The sequence below is a fragment of the Pantoea cypripedii genome, from assembly GCF_011395035.1.
GTDB lineage: Bacteria > Pseudomonadota > Gammaproteobacteria > Enterobacterales > Enterobacteriaceae > Pantoea > Pantoea cypripedii_A.
Window position 1 is genome coordinate 1,959,286 of the sequence record NZ_CP024768.1, and the last position, 16,537, is coordinate 1,975,822.

Consider the following 16,537-nt stretch of genomic DNA (forward strand, 5'->3'; position numbering starts at 1 on the left):
AGCACGGCAGTGGGATGGCAAAGTGCCAGAGGTGAGCTATCCGGAAGGGTCGAAGTTGCGCCTTGTGGGAATAAAAGGAGATATCTGTCTGGGAGGAAGGCTGTTCGTGAGTGCAGCGCTGAGAGGAGAATATGTGCGGTTCGTTGAAGTGGATGACGGTCTGGACGTCATCCTCTTCGACAGGCTGATCCTGGCGTATTACGACCGGTCTGAAAGACGTATTATCCGGATAGACTGAGCACAAATGTGTTACCTATGTGCCCGGTCTGATCTGTTACCCATGTGCCCGGTCGTACCTTAATGCCGACCAGGTCAATACGGCCCACTCTACACCGGCATCACCTGCGGATGTCGGCTCGCCTCCACCAGCATTTGGCTATAGGGCATCGTTGCCTGACCCGCCACCAGCGCATCCACTTCCAGCGTCTCCAGAACCTTGCCGTGCTGCATCACCGCCACGCGATGGCACAGATGCGCCACTACGCCCAAATCGTGCGTCACCATCAGGTAGGTCAGCTTTTCCTGTTGTTGCAGATCGCTCAATAAATTCAGGATTTCTGCCTGCACGGACACATCCAGCGCAGAGGTGGGTTCATCCAGCAACAACACGCGAGGCTCCAGGATCAGGGCGCGGGCAATCGCCACGCGCTGGCGCTGTCCGCCAGACAGCTGGTGCGGATAGCGCGTCAGCCAGGCGCGATTCAACCCCACTTTTTCCAGCATGGTAATCACCCGCTGCTGGCGTTGACCGATGCCATGAATCTGCAGCGGCTCCTCCAGAATATCGCCGATAGTGTGGCGGGGATGCAGTGAACCGTAAGGATCCTGGAACACCATTTGTACCTTGCGGCACAGGTTGCGTGCGATACGACGGGCCAGCGGCTGGTCATCAATCATCAACTCACCCTGCCAGTGGGTGAAAAGCCCGGCGAGGCACTTCAGCACCGTGGTTTTCCCGGAGCCGGATTCGCCCACCAGACCAAAAATTTCCCCGGTTCGCACCGCCAGGTTGACGTCGAACAGCACCTGATGGCGTTGCTCATCTTCGCCAAAGCTGAGGTTGAGATTACGTACCGCGATCATCTCTTTCATGGCTCTCTCCTTAAGGTTGCAGCCAGCTGTCCTGGCGTTGCAGCACGGGCAGACGCGGGCGACGCTGGTCCATATCGGGTAACGCCGCCAGCAACCCCTGGGTATAGGGATGCTGCGCCCGGCCCAGATCCGCCGCCGCTAATGACTCGACCACGCGACCGGCGTACATCACCAGCACCCGGTCACAAAAGTGGTGTACCAGATTGATGTCGTGGCTGATAAAAATCAGCCCCAGCCCGCGCTGTTTCACCTGCTCATCCAGCAGGGTCAGCACCTGTAACCGCACCGACACATCCAGCGCCGAGGTGGGTTCATCGGCAATCACCAGTTCGGGATCGGTGATCAACATCATGGCGATCATCACGCGTTGCCCCTGGCCGCCGGAGATTTCATGGGGATAGAGCTGATAAACCCGCTCGGGATCGCGGATGCGCACCACATCCAGCATCGCCAGCGCGCGTTGCCGCGCTTCATCGCGCTGGCCGGGATGATGGCTGCGCCAGGCTTCGGCGATCTGTTCACCGATACGTACCACCGGGTTAAGGGAGTATTTCGGGTCCTGCATGATCATCGAGATACGTTTGCCACGAATGGCACGCATCTCAGCCGGTGTGGCGCGTAACAGGTCCATCCCGGCGAACTGCATACTCCGGGCGGTGATTTGCGCACTCTTGGGATGCAGTTGCAACAGGGCACGGCCCACGGTGGATTTGCCGGAGCCGGACTCGCCAACAATCGCCAGTTTTTCCTGGCCGAGCTGGAAGGAGACGCCGCGTACCGCCGGGGTGCTGTGGCGTCCATTGACGAAGCTGACCTGCAAATCCTGCACATCAAGCAACGGTCGGGAGTTATTCACTACGGGGATCGAGGATGTCACGCAGGCCATCTCCTAAGAAGTTAAACGCCAGACTATTTACCAGAATCGCCAGACCCGGCACCGTCACCACCCACCAGCACTCCAGCATGTAGCTGCGCCCGCTGGCGATCATCGCCCCCCATTCGGGGTCCGGTGGCTGCGCTCCGAGGCCGAGGAAACCCAGCCCGGCAGCGGTCAGGATGATGCCCGCCATATTCATGGTGATGCGGATAATCACTGACGGCAGACACAGCGGGACAATGTGCTTCCAGATGACGCGCACCGGGGAAGCCCCCTGCAAACGCACGGCTGAGATAAAGTCTGCCTGACGCAGCGACAGGGCTTCAGCTCTCGCCAGCCGGGCAATCGGTGGCCAGGCGGTGAGGGTAATGGCGATGACAACATGCTCAAGGCCCGGACCGAGCGCAGCAACAAACGCCAATGCCAGCACCAGACTGGGGAAGGAGATAAAAATATCGGTGACGCGCATCAGCACGCTATCGACCTTACCGCCGAAATACCCGGCGGTAACGCCGAGCAGCAGGCCAATCGGCCCGACGGTGACCGACACCAGCAGCACGATATACAGGGTGATACGCGCGCCCCATACCAGGCGGCTGAAAATATCGCGACCAAATTCGTCGGTACCAAACCAGTGCTGTGCGCTGGGGGGACTCAGGGCGTTATTCAGGTCCTGAATCAGCGGGTGATAAGGCGCAATCCACGGTGCAAACAGCGCGGTCACCAGCAGCAGCAGGATGATCGCGCCCCCGATGGCGGTCAGCGGATTGCAGGCCATACGCCAGAGAAACTGGCCGCTACGGGCCGCCAGACGGCGGCAGCGTTCCAGGCGCTCGCGTGTGCCGCTGGCGTAAGGTGTTTCCAGCGAAATCGTCATACTTTGGTCCTCGGGTCGAATACCTGATAAAGCAGGTCAGAAATCAGGTTGAGCAGGACAAAAATCAGGCCGACTACCAGCACGCAGCCCATTACCGCATTCATATCGCCCAGCATCAGGCTGCCGGTGAGATAGGAACCAAATCCCGGCCAGGAAAACACCGTTTCAATCAGCACCGCGCCTTCCAGCAGTGAACCATAAGCCAGCGCCACCACCGTCAGCAGCTGGACCAGAATGTTGCGAAAAGCGTGCTGCCAGATAACCTGCCACTCAGTCAATCCCTTAACACGCGCGGTCAGAATGAATTCCTGCGATAGCTGCGCCAGCATAAAGCTGCGCGTCATACGGCTGATGTAAGCCAGCGAGTGGAAGCCGAGCAGCGAGGCGGGCAGAATCAGGTGATTCAGCGCGTTGGCGAATACCGTGCCATTACCGGCCAGCAGCGCGTCGACCAGCAGCAAACCGGTACGGCGCGGCACCACACCATCAAGGCTGAAATCCACCCGTCCGGCCCCCCCGACCCAGCCGAGATGGGCATAAAACAGCAACAGGCCGATCATGCCAACCCAGAAGATCGGCGTGGAATAACCGGCAAGGCTGATGATGCGCACCGCATAATCCACCAGGCCGTTGCGGCGTGCCGCCGCCCAGACACCGAGCGGCACACCCAGCCCGGTGCCGATGACAATCGCCAGCGTGGCCAGTTCCACCGTTGCCGGGAAGACGCGCAGAATATCGTTGATCACCGGTTGCCCGGTTAGCAGCGCCTGGCCGAGATTGCCGTGCAGCAGGCCGTTAAGGTAGATGCCAAACTGTACCCACAGCGGTTTATCAAAGCCGAGCTGGTGATACACCTGCTGATAAGTGGCGTGGTCGGCATCCGGGCCGACAATCGCCAGCACGGGATCGAGCGGCATCACCCGACCAATAAAAAAGGTCAGCAACAGCAGCCCCATGAGGGTAATCATCACCTGCCATCCACGGCTGCGCAGCCTGCGCCAGTGGCTTCGCGTCAGTTTCATTGCGCACCTCCCGCCAGGCTGTCCGGCGTTTTCCATACGTCACGTAAGAAGGTGGTCGCCGAGGGATGCGGCACATAATCCTGCACCCGGTTGTTGACCACCACCGAGTCAACCATCTGGGAAATGGGCATCAGCGCCGGAATGAGCTGGTCATAACGGCGCTGGATCGCGAAGTAATCCTGCTGCTGACGGGCGCTGTCGCGCTCCAGTAGCGCCTGGTCGATCATCTGATTCAGCTGCGCATCATAGAAACCGGTGCGCCAGCCCTGGAAGTTGGTCAGCCGGGCGCTGTCGGCGTTATTCGGGTTGTACACCAGCGAACGCAGACTGGAGTGGGGATGGGGTTCCACACCGCTGCCACCACGCCCGACCAGCAGGTTGAACTGACGTTCGCGCATCGCCCCGTAGATCTGGTTACCGGTGCCGGTAATGATTTTGGCGCGAATGCCGCCCTGCATCAGGGTGGATTGAATAGCGATGGCGATATTGAGAAACGGCTGATCAGCCAGCACGCGCAGCGTGGTATCAAAGCCGTGTGGATAACCGGCCTCCGTCAGCAGGGCTTTGGCGCGCGGGATATCCAGTTTGTAGCCGGGGTCGGGCAGGGTAGCGGGCATCCCGGCCTGAATCGGGCGCTGATGCAGCTCACCATAACCGGCCATCAGGGTATGATTGATCCCCTGATAATCCACCAGGTAACGCACCGCCTCGCGTACTTTGGCGTTGGCGAAGTGCTCATCCTTCATGCTCATCGCCAGATAATAAAGGGTGCCTTTCGGCACGGCATCGATGGTCAGATCCGGGTCGTGACGCAGCGCTTTGACATCGGGGATCGCCATATTGCTGGCAATATCGATATCGCCTTTTTCCATCATCAGCCGCAGGGTTTGTGATTCCTGTAAATGGCGGAACACCACGCGTGACAGCTTCGGCGCACCGCGCCAGTAGTTTTCCGCGCGATTCATCCGCAGCACGTCTTTCGCCTGCCAGACATCAAGACGGAACGGGCCGGACCCGGCTTCGTGGGTGGTCAGCCAGCGGTTACCCCAGTCACCATTGCTGGCATGGGCCTGCACGGTTTTGCTGTCGAGCACCACCATGCTGCCCAATGCCGCCAGCGAATAAAGCACCAGTCGCGGATCGTTCGGCTTAGGCAGGCGGATCTGCACGGTACGTGCATCCGGGGCGCTAATCAGCTGGTCCACATTGTCTTTGCTAAAACCGTAGGATTTCCACACCGAGGCCTGCGCCAGGTTCAGGTGCAGCACGCGACGCATCGACCACACCACGTCGGCGCTGGAAAGCGGGTTGCCGGAATGGAAGGTGACATTGTCACGCAGGTGAAAGGTGAGCTGCCGGTTATCCGGGCTAATCTCCCAGCTTTGCGCCAGCGCCGGACGGACATCAGTCAGCTGGCGTGGATCCAGCTCGACCAGTCCGTCATACAAATTGACCACGATACCCACCACTTCATTGCCGGTCATGGCGGCGGGATCGAGCGTCAGCAGGTTGTTCATATTCATCCCGACGATCAGCTGATCGTCGGGTGTGGCGGCCAGTCCAGCGGGGCTAGCCGTCAGCAGCAGCAATGTGACGCAGCACGTTGTGCAACGGGTAAAGAGGTTCATAAGCAAAGTCCAGCAGGTCAGAGGTTTATTGTTGTTTGCCGTACTGCTTGTGTCGGTTTATTACCAGCGATTCAGGGTATGGGTTTCAATCCAGCTAAAGTTGATGTCTTCCCCAAGACCAGGACGGGTTGGCAGATGGACAAAACCATCGCTGTCCATGGGGTCGACCAGGCTGTGGAGATACGCCGGGGGCTGTTCATAATCGAGGAAGGGATGCAACAGGCCGCGTTCATACCAGCGACAGTTGCGGATGGCCCCAACCACGGCCAGGCTGGCGGCACCGTTGCCGTGAACTTCGCAATCCATGCCGAAGGCTTCGGCCAGACTGGCGACTTTCAGCGTGGCAGAGATACCGCCCACGCCATTGGCACCGGCGCGTAAAATGTCGCAGGCACCCGCCTGCACCCAGTCGGCGCGGCTATGGTGTTTACCGCCGAGGCTTTCCGGGCCGAGCACGTCAATACTCAGGTTATTCGCCAGCCAGGCATAAGAGGCCATGCTCTCTTCTTCCATCGGCTCCTCAAACCAGGTGAAGTTGAGTTTTTCCAGGGCCTTACCAATGGTGAGAGCGTCGCTGCGGCTGTACCAGTGGTAGCCATCCAGCATCAGGGCGATATCCGGTCCCACGGCTTCACGTACGGCGGCACAGGCTTTGATATCCATCGCCGGGCTGGGGGCAAACGACACCGGGGGCATCCAGGTATGCAGCTTGATGGCACGATAACCGCGCGTCACCAGCTGTTCGGCAAAACGAGCGTATTCATCCGGGGTCGACAGTCCACCTTCCAGCTCGTCGCCGCACATGGTGCTGCCGTAGGCGGGAATTTTTTCCCGATAGCCACCCAGCAGCTTGTGTACCGGTTGCTGCAATTTACGGCCAATCAGATCCCACAACGCTTGCTCCACCGCCGACAGCGCGCGCTCCGTCAGTTGATGGGCGCTGCCGCGTTGCCAGTGCACCAGATCCTGCCACAACCGTTCACGATCAAAAGCGTTTTGCCCGAGTAACACCTTACGAAAGAAAGCATTCACCACATGCGGCCGGATCACCTCGGCGGGTGCAAAAGCGTAGCCGCAGTGGCCGTCTTCGCTGGTCAGGGTCAGTAACGCCAGTTGTGCGTCGCTTTCGGCACCAGGATGCGAATGCCCGGCGCTATCGGCTACGCGGCGTGTGGGGTAGGTAAACAGGGTGACATCAATGGCGCTGATCTTCACGGCAACTCCTCCGGTAAACACATGTCCATGCCCGGGGCGGGCGTTATCATAAAATTAAAACGGTGTTTCATTTCGTAATTTAGTCTTCACCTTTTGTTAACGCATTAGCCAAAACGCGGATCATTCCGGCGATAAATTGGGCAATTGCATGGTGGGCTGTGAGCGTTTTCACGAAAGGAGGGCGTTTTGTGAGCGGTGACACAGCGGGAGGAATGTAAAAAAATGTGTCGCCGGGGGCTTTTCATTTTGTTCACGCCAGGTAATAGTGACGCCGCGAAATGCATTAATAATAATCATTATCATTTGTAGGGTTAGATCACATGAAGAAATGGATGTTAGCGCTGGGGTTGCTGACGGTTGCCTGTGGTGCATCCGCCAAAGTCATTACCGATGTTGCCGGGCGGCAGGTCGAGGTGGCGCAGGAGTCAAAACGTATCATTCTGGGCGAAGGGCGGCAGATGTACCTGCTGGCGGCCTTTGATACGCAGGCACCGTTTCAGCGCGTGGTGGGCTGGCGTGATGATTTCCACAAAGCGGATTACGACGGCTATATGGCGTATGAAAAGCGTTATCCGCAGATTAAGCAGCTACCGACCTTTGGCGGGGCCAAAGATGGCACCTTTAATGTCGAGCAGGCGCTGACGCTGAAACCCGATCTGGTGCTGATGAACCTCGAATCAAAAGCGGCGACCGACGAAGGTAAATTGATCGAGAAGTTGCAGGCGGTGGGGATTCCGGTGGTGTTTATCGATTTCCGTGAAAAACCGATGGAACATGCCGAACAAAGCATCCGCATTATGGGCGAACTGGTCAACAATCCGCAGCGTGCGGAGGAGATTATCGCCTTTCGCCGCGCCTCCATTGCTAAGGTGACCGATCGCCTGAAAAATTTTAACGGCAAACGCCCGAAAGTGATGATTGATCGTGCCGGTGGCTATACCGATGAATGTTGCATGTCATTCGGTAACGAAAACTTTGGTCAGATGGTGGAGTTAGCTGGCGGGAGTAACATCGCGAAGGATCTGATCCCTGGCACCTTCGGTACCCTGAATCCGGAGCAGATTATTGCCAGCCAGCCGGATGTGGTGGTGGTCACCGGCGCTAACTGGAAAAACTACAACACCGTGGGGAAATGGGTCGGCGTGGGGCCGGGTGCCGATACCGGGGAGGCCGAAGCGCGCCTGCGCACCCTGATGATGCGTGATGCGTTCAAAACCCTGCCGGTGGCGCATAACGGCAATGCCCACGCGATCTGGCATCAGTTTTACGATAGCCCGTATCAGTTTGTCGCCATTCAGGCGCTGGCAAAATGGCTACACCCGGAATTGTTCGCTGACCTCGATCCGGATGCCACTTTCCGCGAGTTTCATGAAAAGTTTCTGCCGCTGCCTTATCAGCCAGGTTACTGGGTGACACTGCCCGCTGATCGTTCCTGATAAATCGCAGGCAATAAAAAAGGATTTGGCTGCAACGCCAAATCCTTTTTTTCTGTTCACACATCGGCTGGTAACCGCGTGATGAACGGGGTGCTCAGCACTCCTCACAACCCGCATCATAAATAGTGCAGAGAAAGATTTCAAGTTTGGCTCAACTACTGTATGGTTGTACAGGTGTTGAGTGTCGGGCGTAACTTCATTGTTTCTGATGACTCCCAGGGGCGCGGATTGTCAAATCCCGGCAGGTACCAGATGGTGCTGGCCTGTGGCTTTCACAATGAGTGTCGCTCAGCACTCCTCACAGATGTGCTCAGGCGTTCGGCGGGTGGAGTCAAAGTCCCGGATGCCGGAAGGCGCGCTCCTGTCAGAGGAGAAGGAAAGTGATGGAACTGATTAGATTGCTGCTGGATTTAGTCCGCGTCATCTTGCAGATCATCGTTGCCCTTTTGCAACTGACCGGTCAGGCACACTGATCGGAACTTGAATCAAGGCGGAGCTAACCACTCCGCCTTTTTTCGTGCCTGCCACCTGGGCACCTTCCATAGCGGCGCGATTTATCGCGCAACAAAAAACTGCGCGATAAATCGCGCCGCTACGGCTATCCTGTGGATTCTTCACGCGATTTGTACCTGAACAGGATGCCGCAGGAATGTCTCACCCCTCGTCGCACACTCCCTCCACCGCGGGCAGTACGCTCTGGCTGGCGCTGCTGGTGGCGCTGACCTTTTTTATGGAAAACCTCGATGCCACGGTGATTGTCACCGCGATACCGCAAATGGCGCATGAATTTGCCGTTGGCCCGGTGGCGCTCAACGTCGGCATCAGCGCTTATTTATTAGCCGTGGCAATATTTATCCCGATCAGCGGCTGGCTGGCGGGACGCATCGGGGCGCGTAATCTGTTTGCTGCCGCTATCCTGCTGTTTACCCTGGCGTCGGTGTTGTGTGGTGTCAGCGACAATCTGCCATTTTTCACCTTTAGCCGGGTATTGCAGGGGATCGGTGGTGCCTTGATGGTGCCGGTTGGGCGTATGGTGGTGCTGGGTGTCACGGCGAAAAAACACATGGTGAAAACCATCGCGGTGATTACCTGGCCTGGCTTGATTGCGCCGGTGCTGGGGCCGCCATTGGGGGGCTTTATCGTAACCTATGGTCATTGGTCGTGGATCTTCTGGCTGAATATCCCGTTAGGCATACTGGCGTTGCTTGCCACTTTCAGGCTGGTACCGAAAACCCATAACACCTCAGCGCGACCGTTTGATGGCCTCGGCTTTGTTTATACTGCTTTAGCCTGTGTCGCGGTGGTTACCGGGCTGGAACTGTTGGGACACAACGAGCTGACCGGCGGATTGTTACTGATGGTGGTGGGTATCATCAGCGCAGTGCTGACCTATCGCCACAGCCTGCACCATCCGGCACCGCTGTTGCCTTTCGGGACGCTCGCGATCCCCACCTTCCGCAGTACAGCCATTGCCGGATCCTATTTCCGTGCCTCCATCAATGCCATTCCCTTCCTGCTGCCGCTGCTGTTTCAGTTGAGTTTTGGCTGGAGTGCGGTGCAGGCGGGATCGATGGTGTTGTGGGTGTTTGCCGGTAATCTGGCGATGAAACCTGCCACCACCTGGCTGATGAATCGTTTTGGTTTCCGCCGCATCCTGCTGTGGAATGGTTTGATCAGCCTGCTGGCGATTCTCAGTTGCGTGCTGCTCAGCCCGTCACTCAGCTATTTCGCCATCGCCACCATTCTGTTTATTGGTGGCCTGACGCGCTCGCTGCAGTTCAGTTGCTATAACAGCCTCGGATTCGCCGATGTACCTCAGGAGAAGATGGCGGATGCGTCGGTAATTTTCAGTATCTTCTTCCAGTTCAGCATGAGTGCCGGGATCGCGATTGCCGCGCTGCTGATGCGTATCTCGATGGGATGGCGGGAGAGTAGCGTGCCAGGCCAGGCGGATGTGAACGTGGCTTTTATCGGCGTGTCATTGCTGGTGGCCTGTTCGCTGATCAATGTCTATCGGCTGGAAAAGAATGCCGGGCAGCAACTGCTGAAACAGTGAACAAATACGGTATGTATCTTGCCATCTGGCTGTCATCCTGGCCGGTTAAGCTGATGTCTCGTCGCTGCCCTGTGGCAGCCAGGTTATCCAGACATCTGACCACTTCGGAGTTTTCGCTATGGCACTCGCTGCTGTGCAACCGGCCAAATTGCAACATACCGTCATCGATCCCAGCGTGCGTATGCGCGAGACCCACATTGGTCAGCAATGTGAAATCCTCGCACACAGTTACCTTGAATACTGCGAGCTGGGGGATTTCTCTTACGTAGGTGAGCACTGCTGCATTGCGGATGCGCAAATTGGCCGCTTCACGGCCATCGCCAATCAGGTACGCATTGGCGCACCGAATCATCCGATGGATCGGGCTTCACAGCATCGTTTTACTTATTGCCCGGAATATTATGATCATCGGGCGCAACGCGATGCTTCCTTTTTTGCCAATCGCCGTGCCGATCGGGTGGTCATCGGCCATGATGTTTGGATTGGTCATGGTGTGATTGTGCTGCCCGGCGTCACGGTGGGTGATGGGGCGGTGTTGGCGGCGGGGGCAGTGGTGAGCAAAGATGTGCCACCTTACACCATCGTAGGTGGGGTACCTGCCAGGCCAATTCGCGTGCGCTTCACACCGGCCATCGCCGCGCAGCTTCAGGCGATCGCCTGGTGGCACTGGCCGCTGGAGAAGATCATGGCACATCTGGCGGATTTTCAGTCCGGTGATATTGACGCGTTTTGCCAGCGGCACGGTCAGTAAGTCCAACCGACGCGTTTGTGGTTTGCCCCACCTGGTTATCGCAAGCAATCTCAAATGACCCATTTTTGAGATTGCTTGCGATGAAGCGACGTTGCCAGCCATTCACAGCATTGTCTGACGCAGCGGCTGGGCTGTCGGCACCACTTCCGGTTTCAATCCCACATGTAGCAAAATCTGGCTGCGATAATTTTCATCATTGTCGCGTACCTCATCGCTCAGCAACACGCCAACTTCGTTAACATTTTTTCCGGCCACCTTCACTTTGTCGCGCGCCGCACTTCGCATCCATTCATACTCAATATCGATATGGCCGCTATCAATACAACGAATGCCATGCTGGCTCAGGTCATAAGCCAGCACTGTCGCAGTAGGGCCAAGAGAAATTAATACCATGTCAAAATCACGCCCATGTGCCAGCACGGCACTGAAGAGATCATTGTAGAGTGAAAAAGCATTACGATTCAGCGTGGTAATACGCTTGATTTCCGCCGCTCCTGCCAGCAAGTCATTACCCATACCTAAACGTGTGCCACTGCCTTCCACAATTAAAATTTTTTTATTTTCAAATAGCTGTTTAAATTTGGTGAAAATCACACCCGATAAGGCCTTATCTTTATAATCGTGGTACGGTCTGGTCACTGAGGTATTACCGTACAGATATTTTCTACTTAATAATGGCTCATATCGTAAAAAGCAAAATGCTTTATGGAAAAACCAGAACAGGGCCGAACCGAAGCGCATATTCCCCGTACCACGAAAAGCATCGGGCATACAGAGCAGGCAACTGGGATTATCATTAACGCCACGGCGCATAATGTCTTTTAAACGAATGGAGAGACGCTCATCAAAAGCCTGGAAGCCAATGTTTTTGAATAGCGTCATCTCCAGCTCACCATCGCCATAGCGGCTGATGGAGAGGTGATCGTTTTTCAACAGCAGATCAATAGTTTGATCAGGTGAGAGCACCTTATATTGTTTAACACGCGCATTGGCCCGCGGGTATTTTAATGCGGCATGGGTGAGTTTAAACGGAAAGCGTAATTTGCGATAAAGTGAATTAGCGCTGATCATCATTAACCTTCTGTTATTGGCGGGCTTGCCGCAGAGCAGTCGCGTGACTTATATCACGGCATGTTGTTTATTGGCGTCTGAGGAAACTCCCAAATTGGCTGCCTTGCAGACTTTCTTATGATTAATAATTAATCCCGTTGACCGTTTAAAATAAAATATGAATAAAATCGGCAGGTTTTAATCCGCGATCCAGGACAATCCTTAGCGCAATAAAAAACACTGATTAAATAAATTCAATTGATGATAATTAATGAAATCATCAGCGTCGTGGCGCACATCCCCTGAAAGAGCACAATCATTGCGGGGGAAACTTTTTGTCTTACGGACAAGAGCCGTTATCGACCTACCTGTTTTTTCAGATGCTTGATTTCTGAGCCATCGCTGAACAAAAGATGCTATTTATCCGCATTAATGATTAATTCTCCCTACCAATAATGAAACGTAATTTCATTCTCACAAGGGCACAGCAGGCAGAGTCATGAGATAAGTTACGTTAAATACATAAACGTTACTAATGACACATTTAGCAAATGGTTTTAGCATTTTATTAACTCAGGTTAAAATTATGTTGAGAATCTGTAGATTTCTTTTAGAGACGTTGGTTGATTTTGCAAAGGCTTGAGGGATAAGCATGGTTAATAAACTTACCAGTATCGTATTGGCGCTACTGGGCATCGCGCTGCTCTACATGGGTGGCAAATTAATGATGCTGGGGGGGAGTGCGTTTTACGCCTTGATGGCGGTGGGGTTACTGATCACCGCCATTTTACTGTTCAGACAACAGCGAAGCGCGCTGACGCTTTACGCCGTCCTGATGTGGATGACGCTGGTGTGGATCATCTGGGAAGTGGGCTTTGATAAGTGGCAATGGATCCCACGTGGTGACCTGTTTGGTGTCATCGGCCTGTGGCTGGCGATGCCGTGGGTGGTGAAGCCGCTTTATCAGGCGCAACGTCGTTTCCATCCGTTCCTCGGTGGCACGGTTATTGTCATGATCCTGGTGGTCATCGGCCTGTGTTTCTATGATCCGTTACCGCAAGCGGGCACCATCAGTAATGAACGCGCACAGAGCAGTGAGCAGGGCGCGAAGGATGACTGGACAGCCTATGGCGGCTCCACCGATGGTCTGCGTTTCTCGGCGCTGAATCAAATCACTAAAGACAATGTGAACAACCTTGAGGTGGCCTGGACCTACCACACCGGCGATCTGCGTCAGGGGGATGACGCCAGCGAATACACCTTCGAAGCGACGCCACTGAAAGCCAATGGCATGCTGTATTTCTGCACCCCGCACAACGAAGTACATGCTCTCGACCCGGAAACCGGGGCGGTGAAGTGGAAATACACCCCGGCTAAAGATCGTTCGTATCTGCAACAGCACCAGACCTGCCGCGGCGTGAGTTATTACCAGCAAACGCCGGTGGCTGCGGACAACGCTGCCATCACACCGGCTCTTTGCCGGAAGCGGATCTTCAATGCCACCACCGATGCACAGTTGATTGCGCTGGATGCTGATACTGGTAAACCTTGTGCCGATTTCAGTAACAACGGTGTGGTTGATCTGCACAGCAATATGGGTGAAGTCCGTCCACACGCGCTGATGCAGACCGCAGCGCCGTTAGTGGCGGGCAATCTGGTGATTGTTGGCGGTTCGGTGATGGACAACGGTTTTAACAGCGGCAACCCGTCTGGCGTGATTCGTGCTTATGACGTGCAAAGTGGCCGCCTGGTGTGGAACTTCGATCCGGCCAACCCGGAAAACACCGCCCCGGTTGCTGCGGGTCAGACTTACCCGCAGGATACCCCGATCGCCTGGGGCACGCTGAGTGCTGACATGAAAAATGGCCTGGTATATGTGCCATTTGGTAATGCCTCGCCGGATGAAGTCGGCATTGAACGTGATGCCAGCAGTAATACCGAGAAGTTCCGCGATGCGCTGGTGGCGCTGGATTTGCACACCGGTGCTTTTAAATGGCGTTATCAGAGTTCAAACCACGATCTGTGGGACCGTGACAATCCGTCGCAGCCGTCACTGGTGGATATCGACTATCAGGGCAAGCGTGAGCCAGTGGTGATCCTGCCGACGAAAACCGGCAACCTGTTTGTCCTGAATCGTCTGACGGGTGAGCCGGTCTATCCGGTGAATCAGGTGAAGGTCTCCACCGCAGGTGGCGTTGCCGGTGAGAAATTTGCCGCGACACAACCGGTCTCAAGCCTGAACTTTATTCCGCAGCCGCTGACGGAAAAATCGATGTGGGGTATCACGCCGTTTGATCAGATGGCATGCCGCATGGATTTCCGCACGCTGCGTTACGATGGCAACCCGTGGACGCCAGCGACCGAAAGCGGCTCGCTGATCTTCCCTGGCAACATCGGGGTGTTTAACTGGGGTTCTGTCGCCGTTGATCCGCAGCGTCAGCTGTTGATTGCTGCGCCGGTGCGTCTGGCTTACAAATACACGCTGATCAAGCGTACACCGCAGACCGCCACCGAACGGATGTTCACCAAAGATGGTCAGCCTTACTGGAATGAAAACTTCCACGGTGATTACGCTATCCATATTCAGCAGCTGGCGTCTGATCTTGGCATTCCCTGTATTGCGCCGCCGTGGGGCCGTATGGTGGGTGTCGATCTGAAGACCGGTAAAACTGAATGGTTGCGTCGTGTCGGTACCACCAAAAACCTCAACACCAGCTTCCTGCCGGGTCGTTTCCCACTGGGTTTCCCTATGGGGATGGTGGCGCATGGCGGTCCGCTGGTCACCGCGGGTGATCTGGTGTTCCACGGTGCCACGGCAGATAACTTCTTCCGTGCCTATGACAGCACTACCGGTGAGCTGCTGTGGCAGACCGAACTGAGCGCTGGCGCACAGGCCACACCCGCCACCTTTATGGGCAAAGATGGTAAGCAATACGTGGTTATCGCTGCGGGTGGACACGGTTCACTCGGCACCCAGCAGGGTGACAGCGTAGTGGCGTTCCGTCTGAAGTAAGTGGATAACATACGCTCTGAACGATTCAGGGCGTATGCCCGTAGCGGCGCGATAAATCGCGCCGCTACGTCAATCGAAGCAGCAGTTGCACGAAGTTTTGCAGCGCAAAAATCACCAGCACCGCTCCCCCCACCACGTTAATGAAGTAACCGATTTTCTGGATATTGATAAGCCTGGCCGAGGTCAGCAGGACGCAACATACCACCACCAGCCACAGACTCATGATCACAATATGTATCGTGGCCAGCAGTAAAAAATGACTTAACGCCGCCTGTTTACCCGCAAATTGTGACACCACGGTGAGGTAAAGCATCACCGCTTTGGGATTCAGCACATTGGCCAGCCAGGCATCTTTGATGGTGGCTTGCCGGGGACGACGGGAAACATAAGGCGAAGCCACATTGCGTCCCCGCTTGATCAGTTGTACCCCGAGCCAGCACAGATAAAAGGCCCCGGCGAAACTGAGCAGGGTAAAAACAGCCGGAGAGCGTAGCAGCAGGGCGCTGATCCCGGAACCAATCAGCAGCGCATGGGTATAGATCCCCAGGGTGGTCCCGATAATAATCGCCGCCAGACCACGATAACCTGTCGTCAGGGTATTGTTAATCGCCAGCGTGAAGCTGGCTCCCGGTGACAAGGCGATTGGCAGGATGGCGATAATAAACGCAACGAGATTCGAATCCATAATGGCAAGCGGTGGGTGATAAGCTGCTGATGGCAATGTGAAATAATTCTGATGAAAATTCGTGACTAATGCAATGTGGCTAAGCAGGATAGTAATGAGTATCCGCAAATAATCACAGAAAGGATTTTCTATGACCATCGCCTGTTTACATACCGCCGCCAGTAATATCACTATTTTTGACCAGGCCGCAGCCAGCCTTGGCATGGCACCCACGGAGTTAAGCCATCTGGTGATGCCCCATCTGCTGGCCGAAGCGGAGTTGAGCGGTGGCATGACCTCGCAGCAGCAGATGCGTTTGACTGCGTTGCTGCATAGCCTGACGCCGTGGTTTGACGCGATTCTGATTACCTGTTCTACCCTGGGGCCGGTGGCAGATAATTTTCACAACGAGGCCAATCCCTGCGTCGTCTGGCGCACCGACGGGATGCTGGCGGACGAAGTACACCGCCGGGCAGGTAAATCCGTGGTGTTGTGCGCGGCAGAATCAACGCTGGCAGCGACCACAGCCTTGTTTTGCCCGCCAGAAAACGCTGGGGAGCAACCCGAAGTGCGATTGATCCCGGATGCCTGGGCAACCTATAAATCGGGTGATCTGCTGGGATATCGGCGTCTGATTAAGGATGCCGTGGAACAGGCCCGCAAGCAGGGGGCCGCGAATGTGGCGCTGGCGCAGGTGTCGATGACCATCGCAGCGCAGGATTTCAGCGAAGATCAGCGCCCGTTAACCAGCCCGCAGCTGGCATTGCGTTGCGCAAGGAATCGCTCTGGCTTGTCGCAACCCGGTCAATAATCCCCAGGGAGCCGTAGCGGCGCGATTTATCGCGCAATTCTGTGC

At 55.8% G+C, this 16,537-nt stretch carries 13 protein-coding genes and 1 pseudogene; 6 read left to right on the forward strand and 8 right to left on the reverse strand.

The genetic code is table 11. The features are described 5' to 3' along the window. Positions 1-238 (forward strand): annotated as a pseudogene (locus CUN67_RS30260) (integrase core domain-containing protein); the annotation flags it as partial. 89 nt (positions 239-327) lie between these two features. Here CUN67_RS30260 and CUN67_RS09195 read toward each other — a convergent pair. The 6 genes from CUN67_RS09195 to CUN67_RS09220 are packed head-to-tail and all read right to left on the reverse strand — an operon-like array spanning position 328 to position 6,711. Beyond that, positions 328-1,083 carry an ABC transporter ATP-binding protein gene (locus CUN67_RS09195; RefSeq protein ID WP_208717136.1) on the reverse strand — a complete coding sequence of 252 codons (756 nt, stop codon included), beginning with the start codon at positions 1,081-1,083 and terminating at the stop codon, positions 328-330. 19 nt (positions 1,084-1,102) lie between these two features. After that, complete coding sequence (locus tag CUN67_RS09200; RefSeq protein WP_208714978.1) at positions 1,103-1,969, reverse strand: ABC transporter ATP-binding protein; 867 nt, start codon at positions 1,967-1,969, stop codon at positions 1,103-1,105. Beyond that, the gene (locus tag CUN67_RS09205; protein ID WP_208714979.1) at positions 1,941-2,846 is read right to left on the reverse strand and encodes an ABC transporter permease; all 906 of its coding nucleotides are present in this window, start codon (positions 2,844-2,846) and stop codon (positions 1,941-1,943) included. Before CUN67_RS09205 ends, CUN67_RS09200 begins: the two co-directional genes overlap by 29 nt. Next, positions 2,843-3,868, reverse strand: coding sequence for an ABC transporter permease (locus CUN67_RS09210; RefSeq protein WP_208714980.1), 1,026 nt, complete (start codon positions 3,866-3,868; stop codon positions 2,843-2,845). The genes CUN67_RS09205 and CUN67_RS09210 overlap by 4 nt, the downstream gene beginning before the upstream one ends. Then, positions 3,865-5,496, reverse strand: a complete 1,632-nt coding sequence (locus tag CUN67_RS09215) for an ABC transporter substrate-binding protein (RefSeq protein ID WP_208714981.1) — start codon at positions 5,494-5,496, stop codon at positions 3,865-3,867. The genes CUN67_RS09210 and CUN67_RS09215 overlap by 4 nt, the downstream gene beginning before the upstream one ends. 60 nt (positions 5,497-5,556) lie before the next feature. After that, entirely contained in the window at positions 5,557-6,711 is a 1,155-nt protein-coding gene (locus tag CUN67_RS09220; protein ID WP_208714982.1) for a mandelate racemase family protein, read from the reverse strand. Positions 6,712-7,031: 320 nt separating this feature from the next. Here CUN67_RS09220 and CUN67_RS09225 point away from each other — a divergent pair, with 320 nt between their 5' ends. The 3 genes from CUN67_RS09225 to CUN67_RS09235 all read left to right on the forward strand — a co-directional run bounded on the left by CUN67_RS09225 (position 7,032) and on the right by CUN67_RS09235 (position 10,954). After that, positions 7,032-8,147 carry an ABC transporter substrate-binding protein gene (locus CUN67_RS09225; RefSeq protein WP_208714983.1) on the forward strand — a complete coding sequence of 372 codons (1,116 nt, stop codon included), beginning with the start codon at positions 7,032-7,034 and terminating at the stop codon, positions 8,145-8,147. Between the two features lie 649 nt (positions 8,148-8,796). Next, positions 8,797-10,203, forward strand: coding sequence for an MFS transporter (locus tag CUN67_RS09230; RefSeq protein ID WP_208714984.1), 1,407 nt, complete (start codon positions 8,797-8,799; stop codon positions 10,201-10,203). 118 nt (positions 10,204-10,321) lie between these two features. Further along, entirely contained in the window at positions 10,322-10,954 is a 633-nt protein-coding gene (locus CUN67_RS09235) for a DapH/DapD/GlmU-related protein (RefSeq protein ID WP_208714985.1), read from the forward strand. Positions 10,955-11,056: 102 nt separating this feature from the next. On the opposite strand, the gene CUN67_RS09240 is transcribed toward CUN67_RS09235, so the two are convergent. Further along, the gene (locus tag CUN67_RS09240; protein ID WP_208717138.1) at positions 11,057-12,025 is read right to left on the reverse strand and encodes a GT-D fold domain-containing glycosyltransferase; all 969 of its coding nucleotides are present in this window, start codon (positions 12,023-12,025) and stop codon (positions 11,057-11,059) included. Between the two features lie 631 nt (positions 12,026-12,656). On the opposite strand from CUN67_RS09240, the gene CUN67_RS09245 reads away from it, so the two are divergent. Beyond that, the gene (locus CUN67_RS09245) at positions 12,657-15,017 is read left to right on the forward strand and encodes a membrane-bound PQQ-dependent dehydrogenase, glucose/quinate/shikimate family (protein ID WP_208714986.1); all 2,361 of its coding nucleotides are present in this window, start codon (positions 12,657-12,659) and stop codon (positions 15,015-15,017) included. A gap of 64 nt (positions 15,018-15,081) precedes the next feature. On the opposite strand, the gene CUN67_RS09250 is transcribed toward CUN67_RS09245, so the two are convergent. Continuing rightward, positions 15,082-15,702, reverse strand: coding sequence for a LysE family translocator (locus tag CUN67_RS09250; RefSeq protein WP_208714987.1), 621 nt, complete (start codon positions 15,700-15,702; stop codon positions 15,082-15,084). A 130-nt stretch (positions 15,703-15,832) separates the two neighbouring features. On the opposite strand from CUN67_RS09250, the gene CUN67_RS09255 reads away from it, so the two are divergent. Beyond that, a complete protein-coding gene (locus CUN67_RS09255; RefSeq protein ID WP_208714988.1) occupies positions 15,833-16,492 on the forward strand; it encodes a glutamate racemase in 660 nt (219 codons plus the stop codon). The last annotated feature ends 45 nt before the right edge of the window (positions 16,493-16,537 follow it).

Bases quoted from the DNA above. Each gene is read 5' to 3' on its own strand.
- CUN67_RS09195 (WP_208717136.1), bottom strand. From the start codon at position 1,083: ATGATCGCGGTACGTAATCTCAACCTCAGCTTTGGCGAAGATGAGCAA.
- CUN67_RS09205 (WP_208714979.1), bottom strand. From the start codon at position 2,846: ATGACGATTTCGCTGGAAACACCTTACGCCAGCGGCACACGCGAGCGC.
- CUN67_RS09210 (WP_208714980.1), bottom strand. From the start codon at position 3,868: ATGAAACTGACGCGAAGCCACTGGCGCAGGCTGCGCAGCCGTGGATGG.
- CUN67_RS09215 (WP_208714981.1), bottom strand. From the start codon at position 5,496: ATGAACCTCTTTACCCGTTGCACAACGTGCTGCGTCACATTGCTGCTG.
- CUN67_RS09225 (WP_208714983.1), top strand. From the start codon at position 7,032: ATGAAGAAATGGATGTTAGCGCTGGGGTTGCTGACGGTTGCCTGTGGT.
- CUN67_RS09230 (WP_208714984.1), top strand. From the start codon at position 8,797: ATGTCTCACCCCTCGTCGCACACTCCCTCCACCGCGGGCAGTACGCTC.
- CUN67_RS09235 (WP_208714985.1), top strand. From the start codon at position 10,322: ATGGCACTCGCTGCTGTGCAACCGGCCAAATTGCAACATACCGTCATC.
- CUN67_RS09240 (WP_208717138.1), bottom strand. From the start codon at position 12,025: ATGATCAGCGCTAATTCACTTTATCGCAAATTACGCTTTCCGTTTAAA.
- CUN67_RS09245 (WP_208714986.1), top strand. From the start codon at position 12,657: ATGGTTAATAAACTTACCAGTATCGTATTGGCGCTACTGGGCATCGCG.
- CUN67_RS09250 (WP_208714987.1), bottom strand. From the start codon at position 15,702: ATGGATTCGAATCTCGTTGCGTTTATTATCGCCATCCTGCCAATCGCC.
- CUN67_RS09255 (WP_208714988.1), top strand. From the start codon at position 15,833: ATGACCATCGCCTGTTTACATACCGCCGCCAGTAATATCACTATTTTT.